This is a genomic window from Streptomyces sp. x-80, from assembly GCF_046549095.1.
GTDB classification, from domain to species: Bacteria; Actinomycetota; Actinomycetes; order Streptomycetales; family Streptomycetaceae; genus Streptomyces; species Streptomyces celluloflavus.
On record NZ_JAJPWM010000028.1, the window covers coordinates 75156 to 83036 of the forward strand.

Sequence of the window (7881 nt, forward strand, 5' to 3'; positions counted from 1 at the left end):
GCCCCGGTGCGCCCTCAGCTTCCGCCGGCCGCCTCACACGAGCGCGCAGGAGGGAAGGCGATGAGAGCTGACGGAAACCGACGGGAGGCCGCCGGAAAGCGGCCGGAAGCGACGGGAACCGATGGGCGCCGGGCTTCGATGAGAGCCGGCAGAAGCAGCAGGGACCGCCGACGAACAGGGCCACGCAGCGGGCGACGGACAGGGCGACGTAGCGGGCGACGAAAAGAGCGGCGCAATGAGCGACGGAGACGGCAAAAAGGGAGCAAAAGGGGTGACGCAGGAGTGCGGAGCCAACAGCCCCGCCCTCCTGCATCGCCCCGCCTTTCCCCTGCTACTCCCGCTACTCCTGCTACTCCTCTTCCACTCCCCCTACTCCTGCCGCTCCCCGCTCCCCCGCGGCCGGTCCGGGCGGGCCGAGCGGACCGCGGGGAAACGCGACTCATTGCGCTCGATCTTCGCGGCGAGCGCCGTCAGCGCATCGATGCCCAGTGCCTCGCAGAACTGCAACAAATACGCGAGGACATCCGCGACCTCGTCCTCGACCCGGCCGGCCGCCCCCGGGTCGGACATCACCTTCGCCGACTCCTCCGGCGTCAACCACTGGAAGATCTCGACCAGTTCGGCAGCCTCGACGCTCAGCGCCGCGGCCAGGTTCTTGGGGGTGTGGTACTGCTGCCAGTCCCGGGCGGCCGCGAACTCGGCCAGTCGTCGTTGCAGGGCATGAAGATCCTCGCTCATGCCCCTAGGTGTAGCACCCGTACACCGGGCAGCCCCTCGGCGACCGACGGATCCCGCACCGTCCCGAGCAGCCGGACATGTCCGCGCTCGGCCATCCGTACGGCCAGCGACACCAGTTCCCGCGCCTGCCTGTGGTCCATGCAGCGGTCCATCCCGTCCGCCATGACCGTCAGCTGCTGCTGGGCCGCCGGGATCTCCCCCACCGGGTCCATGGCCAGTACCCCCGGCCCGGTGAGCAGCACCAGCGCCAGACCGAGAAACCGCAGCTCACCGTCGCCGAGCTGTTCGACGGGCATCACCCCCAGCGCGCCCCGGTCGAGAACGGCCTGCAAACCGTGTGGCGCCTGCACCGCCTCCGCCGCCGGTAACGCCTGCACCGCCCTTGCCCCCTGGGCCGCCGGTGCTGCCTGTGCTGCCTGTGCCGTCCGCAACGCCCGACCGGTCGGTGTCGTCCGGGCATCCGACGCCCCCGGGCCACCCGGTGTTCCCAGCGCACCTTGCGTACCCGGCGCCGCGCCACGACCGGCCGTCCCCGGCCCTGCCCCCGGCCGCGCCGCCGCACCCGCCCCGTCCCCCACCGCGCTCGGCCGGCGCGGCACCGCCCGCAGCCCGTCGACGGGGCCGGCGCACGCGTCCCGCACGGCCGCGACCAGTACCGCGTGCCGACGCGCGCATTCGCGACTCGTCCGCTCAAGGACCGCCGGGAGGTTGTCGCAGGACGACCGCAGCCGGCCCTCGTCCGGTTCCTCGTCCCCCTCCCCGGCCCAGCCGCCGGCCTCGCCGCCCCGGCCGCCCGCACGCCGCCGCACACCCGCGCCGCCCCGGGCACCCCCCAGGGAGCCGCCGCCTCGACGGCCACCGGGCCGGCGCCCCGCCCCCGGCCCACCGGCCCCGCTGTCCCCACCGGCCACACCGTCCGCGGCCTGACGCCCCAGCGCACCGTCCCCGCCGGCCCCGCCCGTCCCGGCCGCTCGCATCGCCTCCGGCCGCGGATCGCAGGGGAAGGCCGACCGGAGTGCGACCACGACTTGTTCCGCGGCGGCCAGGACCAGCCGCTGCCCCGCCGTCTTACCCGCGACCCGGAGCGGCAGCAGCGCGGTGCCCAGCCGGTCGTCGGGCAGTGGTGCGCGGGTCACCGGCGTCGTGCCCGCCGTATACCAGGCCGCCTGGACGGCGGGGCGGGCCGGATCGGTGAGGGCCGTGCTGAGCAGCGTCTCACCGCCACCCGTCAACCGTTCGCCGACGATGCGCAGTTCGGGCTCGGCCTGTACGGCGAGATCGAGGTGGACGAGACCGGCGGGGCCGTCGACCGTGCAGCCGATGCGGAAACCGCGCCGCCCCTGTTCATCGGGGCGCGCACCCGCCGGAACGCAGGCGCTCGCGCCGCCCGCCACCACCTCGACGGCCCGCGCCAGCCGTTCTCCGCTGCCGAGCCGGGCGAGGATCTCGTACGCCTGTAACGCGCTGGACTTGCCGCTGCCGCTCTCACCGCTCAGCAGGGTCAGCGGGCCCAGCGGGAGGGTGACGCCGCGATGGGTCTTGAAGGCGGACAACCGTAACTCGGTGACCGCGGGTCGTGCACTGTCGGTATCCATAAGCGGACGCTATGCAGTGGCCCGTCCGGAGAACCGTTCCGCCGGACTGCTCTTCCTACGATCGGGGGACGACCCGCGGGCCGGGGGTTCCTCGGGCCGCGGTGCGAAACCCACGCCAGGCCCGCGAGACAGCCACACGACAGGTCCGCGGCAAACCCACCGCAAGTACGGCAAGCAAACCCACAGCAAGCCCACGGCCGGGAGGCTTCCTTCGGGAGACCCTGTGAGCCAGCGCGGGAGGAGGACGGCCCTACCGGGCCGGAGCCGGTGAAATTCCCCGGCCGGAGAACCGTCCCGCCCGGGGCGACTCCCCGGCCAGGGCGGCCTCCGTCCCGGGTGGCCCGGTCCGGGAAGGCCGCCCGTACGCACGAGAAACGCCGCCCCTACGCAGCGGCGGCGCCCCCGAGCCGACGGCATCCCGGCCCCGGCAGACGGTCTCCGGAACTTCCGGAGCTTCCTACAGCCGGGGAACGGCGGCGCCGGCGGCCGACTCCGCGACCTCCGTACCGACCGGTGCGAGCAGAAACACATTGGTGTCGACGCGGTGCATCCCGCTGCTGAGACCGAAGACGACTCCGCTGGAGAAGTCCAGGATGCGCTTGGCGACATCGGCGTCGGCGTTGGTGAGGTCCAGCAGGACCGGAATCTGCGCCATGAGGTACTCGGCGACCTCGCGAGCGTCCGCGAAGATCTGGACCCGGATGACGACGAGCCGCCGCATCTCCTCCGCCGGTTCCTCCTCGGGGAGGGCACGGTGGTCGGGCCAGGACGGCCATTCGCTGCTGCTGCGGAGCGGGACGACTTCGGCGAGACCTTCCCACTGCTCGTCGGTGGCATCGCGGCGGCCGTTCACCGAATCACCTCACTCAGGGGTGCGCTGGCTATCTGCGGTATCTGCATCGCACAATTCTAGAGATAAACATACAAAACTTGCCGGACGCGACACACCCGGTGTCACATCCTTGTCCCATCCTGCACCATGGCCCCTGACCAGTGCCGACAGCCTCGGCAGTTATCCTGCGTCGAGTTTATGTGTGGCTGTTCATCCCCCCTCGTGAAGGAGGTCGCTTCCGTCGTGAGCACTGAGCCTCCCGTCCGGCGGCTGCGCGCGCTGCGCAGCCTGCGCAAGCCCGCGAAGAAGCGGCCCGCGGTACCCGCGCCGGCCGAGTCCGCGGACCGGCCCGGGACACCGGAACCGGCCACCGTCGCCGCCAACAGCGTCATCCATGCCGCCCTCTACCGCGACGGCCACCGGATCAGCACCCCCGAGACGCTCACCGACACCTTCCGGCAGCTGCGCGCCGCCCCGGACACCCTCGCCTGGATCGGGCTGCACCGCCCCTCGTCCGCCGAACTGGTCCGCCTCGCCTCGGAGTTCGATCTCCATCCACTCGCCGTCGAGGACGCGCTGGAGGCCCACCAGCGGCCGAAGCTGGAGCGGTACGGCGGCACCCTCTTCGTCGTCCTGCGCGCCGCGCGCTATCTGGACGACGCCGAGGAGGTCGACTTCGGCGAACTGCACATCTTCGTCGGCCGCGACTTCGTGATCACCGTGCGGCACGGCGGCGCCCCCGACCTCTCGGCCGTACGCCGCCGCATGGAGGACACCCCCGAACTCCTCAAACGCGGCCCCGAAGCCATTCTCTACGCGATCCTGGATGCCGTGGTCGACGGCTACGCACCGGTCGTCGCGGGTGTCCAGAACGACATCGACGAGATCGAGACGGAGGTCTTCGGCGGCGATCCGCGGGTCTCCCGACGGATCTACGAGCTCTCCCGCGAGGTCGTGGAGTTCCAGCGCGCGACCCGCCCGCTGAACGGCATGCTGGAGGGCCTGACCGCCGGCTTCGAGAAGTACGCCATCGACGAGGAACTGCGCCGCTATCTGCGTGACGTCGCCGACCACGCGCTGCACACCACGGACCGGGTGGACGGCTTCCGGCAGGCCCTCCAGGACATCCTCACCGTCAACGCCACTCTGGTGAACCAGCAGCAGAACGCCGAGATGCGCGCCCTGGCCGAGGCCGGCTTCGAACAGAACGAGGAGATCAAAAAAATCTCCTCCTGGGCCGCCATCCTCTTCGCCCCGACACTGGTCGGCACGATCTACGGCATGAACTTCGAGGAGATGCCGGAGCTGCACTGGGCCTTCGGATACCCCTTCGCGATCGGGTTGATGGCAGTGGTCTGCGTCAGCCTGTACCTCATCTTCAAGCGGCGCGACTGGCTCTGAGCAATCGAACCGATGAGGCACTCGCTACGGGTCCACAACCACGGGCATGAGCCTCGGAGGCCCGTCCGAGGCCGCTGGGGAGAATCCGGGGAGAACGGAAACTCGATCAACTCGGGCTGCCCCGCGACTTGCCGGACGTTCATCTTCGATCCGCTTGAAGTACGGCGATCGTCCGTTCGCGTTTGACGGTCTTGCCGACGTCGTAATGGGGTGCCGGGCGGCGGTTCTTGGAGCCGGGCGGTCGTCCAGGACCGATGCCGCGGGGTTGGGGGACCCGGGCTGGGCAGAGCAGGTGGGCGCGGATGTCCCTGAACCCTCGTCGGACCCGGGCCGGGGTCAGTTGCTCAGGTTGCGCGGGTTTCTCCCAGGGGCGGCGGAGGTGCTCGGCCAGGGACCGGGCGAGCCGGAGCTGGGTGTGAGCGACGATCAGGATCCAGGCCCAGCGGTCCGCCGCCTCGGGCGTGCGGAGCTTCGGGGTGGTCCAGCCGAGGGTCTGCTTTCCGCAACGGAAAATATGCTCCAGGTCGAATCTCCTCAAGAACCCCTGCCAACAGCGGTCTACGTCTGCCGGGGTGGCGCCGGTCTTCGAGGACCACAGCCACACCGCTGGCGCCTCCCGCTTCTTCGACAGGTGCTCGACTTTCAGTCGGACCAGGGTGCCCTCGACGGTGGGGAGTTGGCCATCGTGGTCGAGCCAGCCCGAGCGGTGGGTCAGCCTCGGGTGGACTCGGTCCCATGCCTGGGCCTGGGCCTGGGCTTTCCCGTAGTTCATCGTGTCTGTGGCGGTGACGATGGCCGGCCCGCGCCAGGTCTCCGGTTTCGCGAAGCGGAACTCCGGCCCGTGCTTGGGCGGTCGGCCGTTGGTGCCGTGCACTCGCGGCGGTTTCGGCAGCCGCATGACGCGGGCGGAGCGGATCCGGCCGACCACCTCGACGGGCAGGCCCCGCAGCACCCAGGCCGGACCAGTGACGTCGTATCCGGCATCCATGACGATCGTGCTGTCCGGGTCGCCGGGCGTCCACTGGCCGGCCACGATGAGTCGCCCGACCACGCCGCGCAGTTGGGTAGCTGTGACCGCAGTCGCGTCATCCGTGGGCCCGAGCCGGACAGTGTCCAGAATCGATGTCCAGAATCGATGTCCATGAGGTGGCGCGCGGTTCGAGGACGGCGACGAAGGAGTAGCGCCGGCCCGGGGATGAACTGCGACGCGGTCTTCGCGCGGCCGTGGACATGGCAGAACAGCCGGTCTGCCGAGCATGGGGCGTCCGAACGCAGCCACGGGCTGACGTCGACCGCCAGGACCAGGCGGCCGCCTTCGAAGCGAGGCAACGGCAGGCCGGCCGGCAGCGTCCGTAACCGCTCGATGTCGACACCACCGTGGTTGAGGCCGCCGTACCACGCGCCGTGCCCACGGCGGTGCTCGGGCACCAGCGTCAGGCCGACCGGAGACTTCACCGGACCGTCGCTGCAAAGCACCGTGTCGCACAGCTCGGACAGTTCATCGTGGCGCGCGATCAGACATGCGTAGAACTCGCCCCGGAAGCGTGACGCCTCATCGAAGGTTCCCGCCGGACGTCGTGATGCGGCAAACCCGCCGCCGGCAGACTTGGTCCCCGTCAGGACGGTGCGAAATGGGCGCTCTGACAGCACGCAGGATCACGCCAAGGCCGCCCCCACGTCCCTGGAGTCTTCACCCGGGTGATCAAGTTCGGAACGCCGTCCGATGGCCGTCCCCGCAGCTCGGCCCAGAGCTCAGGACGCCGGGTGGGATCATGACTGGATGTCCGAGATATCCAATCCGGTGACCGCGCAGTGGCCGCTCGCGCCGTCCAGTTCGACCGACTGGCTGCTGGAACTGTGCGGCGACGGCGTGACGGGGTTTATGCCGCCGCCGATGCCCGACGCCGTCTGGGTGCTGAACGCCATGTACGAGCACGAGCAGGGCCTGGCCGATGTGTCGTACCACGATTACCACCAGACTTGCCTGGCAGACGGAAGCATCGAGCCCCACATCGTGGCGGGCATCGACCTCGAAGCCGTCGGGGTTGCCACCGGGGGCGACCTGGGCCGCGCTGAGCATCCCGGCCCTGGCTGGCGACGCCTGCGCTGGGCGGAACTCGCGCAGCGGACCGGAGATCCCCTCGTACCCGAAGGACTCCTGCCCTCCTACCGCTGCTTCGCCTCGGCCAAGAAGGACGGCAGCTGGCCGCTCAGCATCAGCCCACCGACCGAGGGCAGCCTGGACCGCGAGACCTGGAACCGGCTGATCACGCTCCTCACCGAGCACGGCCCTGCGGGCGCGGACACCTGCTGTCTGGCCTACTACAACCCGCTGATGCTCGGGCACACCGACTTCGAGAACCTACATGCGCGCAGCGGTCGGCTCGGCGACGCCCCGGCTCTCTACGACAACCCCGAGGCGGACTTCAGCCCGTCCAACCTCTGGGCAGAGGACCGCTCATGGGTCCTCTGCACCGACTACGACCTGTGGGCCACCAAGGTGGCCGGCCCCGCCCCGCTCATCGAAGCCCTCCTGAACGACACGGAGATCGAGGCCGTACGACTGCCCTGGGCCCCCTGAGCCCACTTCGCCGCAGGAAGAGGTACGGGGCTGCGGCCCGCTGGGTGCCGGCTCAGGCGAGGCGGTCGAGGTGCCGGGGCGTGAGGGGGCACCGAGGGCGGTGTAGAAGTCGCGGACCGCATCCTCCAGCGACCTCGGTGTCCCCGGTGTCGCTGGTGCTGTTCCCGTGAACACGTCGATCAGGACGGAGTCAGGAGCCGGGGCATCGGCGCCCCAAGGGCGGTCGGCCAGCGGCGATTCGGTCATGTCCGGACGCACGCTCACCGGCGGGATGAGCACCTGGGTGTCGCCGCGGCGTGCGCCTGCTCCGGACGCTGAAGCAACTGCCCGAGGTGGAAACCCACCTCGGGCTGTCCCGATGGGCACGCACCACGATCGAACTGGAGACGGGACTGTCCGCGCGCGAGGCCACCTCGCGCGCCGACGAGGCACACCACGCGAAGGAGCGGCGCACGCTCGTGCTGGTGCAGCGCACGGATCGCGATGAACGTGCACGGCTCTTGGGCCAATCGTGTAGCCGGTGCAGGTGACCGGCGCGTGGAAGGGCCACACGGGCCGGGAACGCAGAAAGGCCCCGCACCATAAGGTGCGGGGCCTTCCCACAATGATTGTTCGGCGGCGTCCTACTCTCCCACAGAGTCCCCTCTGCAGTACCATCGGCGCTGAAAGGCTTAGCTTCCGGGTTCGAAATGTAACCGGGCGTTTCCCTAACGCAATGACCACCGAAACACTAT

Annotated in this window: 6 protein-coding genes, 1 rRNA gene and 1 pseudogene; 3 read left to right on the forward strand and 5 right to left on the reverse strand. The window is 70.4% G+C overall.

Features of this window, described 5'->3' with window-relative positions; translation table 11 throughout:
- Positions 1 to 369: 369 nt before the first annotated feature.
- From ACLJWH_RS37390 to ACLJWH_RS37400, 3 genes are all read right to left on the reverse strand, one after another.
- Positions 370 to 738: a nucleotide pyrophosphohydrolase gene (locus ACLJWH_RS37390; RefSeq protein WP_381676460.1), complete on the reverse strand. Its 369-nt coding sequence runs from the start codon at positions 736 to 738 to the stop codon at positions 370 to 372.
- Positions 735 to 2333: a biotin transporter BioY gene (locus ACLJWH_RS37395; protein ID WP_411146262.1), complete on the reverse strand. Its 1599-nt coding sequence runs from the start codon at positions 2331 to 2333 to the stop codon at positions 735 to 737. The genes ACLJWH_RS37390 and ACLJWH_RS37395 overlap by 4 nt, the downstream gene beginning before the upstream one ends.
- 457 nt (positions 2334 to 2790) lie before the next feature.
- A complete protein-coding gene (locus tag ACLJWH_RS37400) occupies positions 2791 to 3186 on the reverse strand; it encodes a cell division protein SepF (protein WP_411146263.1) in 396 nt (131 codons plus the stop codon).
- A 222-nt stretch (positions 3187 to 3408) separates the two neighbouring features.
- Here ACLJWH_RS37400 and ACLJWH_RS37405 point away from each other — a divergent pair, with 222 nt between their 5' ends.
- Positions 3409 to 4566: a magnesium and cobalt transport protein CorA gene (locus ACLJWH_RS37405; RefSeq protein WP_411146264.1), complete on the forward strand. Its 1158-nt coding sequence runs from the start codon at positions 3409 to 3411 to the stop codon at positions 4564 to 4566.
- A 139-nt stretch (positions 4567 to 4705) separates the two neighbouring features.
- On the opposite strand, the pseudogene ACLJWH_RS37410 reads toward ACLJWH_RS37405, so the two are convergent.
- Positions 4706 to 6186, reverse strand: a pseudogene (locus tag ACLJWH_RS37410) (NF041680 family putative transposase).
- Positions 6187 to 6346: 160 nt separating this feature from the next.
- Here ACLJWH_RS37410 and ACLJWH_RS37415 point away from each other — a divergent pair.
- Positions 6347 to 7147, forward strand: coding sequence for a hypothetical protein (locus ACLJWH_RS37415; RefSeq protein ID WP_411146265.1), 801 nt, complete (start codon positions 6347 to 6349; stop codon positions 7145 to 7147).
- A 296-nt stretch (positions 7148 to 7443) separates the two neighbouring features.
- The gene (locus ACLJWH_RS37420; RefSeq protein WP_411146266.1) at positions 7444 to 7677 is read left to right on the forward strand and encodes a hypothetical protein; all 234 of its coding nucleotides are present in this window, start codon (positions 7444 to 7446) and stop codon (positions 7675 to 7677) included.
- 80 nt (positions 7678 to 7757) lie between these two features.
- On the opposite strand, the gene rrf is transcribed toward ACLJWH_RS37420, so the two are convergent.
- Positions 7758 to 7874, reverse strand: a 5S ribosomal RNA gene (rrf, locus tag ACLJWH_RS37425).
- Positions 7875 to 7881 lie beyond the last annotated feature (7 nt).